This window comes from Anoxybacillus sp. LAT27, from assembly GCF_022030075.1.
GTDB lineage: Bacteria > Bacillota > Bacilli > Bacillales > Anoxybacillaceae > Anoxybacillus > Anoxybacillus kestanbolensis.
The window spans coordinates 1-272 of sequence record NZ_JAIWYK010000169.1; the positions used below are offsets into that span (position 1 = coordinate 1).

General features: G+C 66.2%; 1 protein-coding gene. It reads right to left on the reverse strand.

The window, feature by feature from the left end; all coding sequences use genetic code 11:
• Positions 1 to 272, reverse strand: a 272-nt coding sequence (locus LD028_RS08985; protein ID WP_237811614.1) for a hypothetical protein, incomplete at both ends; no start/stop codon positions are given.

Sequence of the window (272 nt, forward strand, 5' to 3'; positions counted from 1 at the left end):
GGCAGCGAGCCTTGCGCGTTGAAGGCTGCGTCGATCACGCCCGCGACGCGCTGAGCATTGCTGCCGAGGCCCGTGCTCAGCGGGCCGAGCACTGAGGTCAGCCCGAGATAGGCATCGGTTGCGGAATAGCTCAGGCTCGCGGAGAGGCCGGGAAGCGAATTGGCGGAAACCCCGCTGAAAGTCGTGCCGTTCAGTCCGGTGCTGTGCAGGATATCGTATTGCTTTGCGATGCTGGCGCCCGGCGCGAGACTGACCGCCACGGTGCCGCCAAG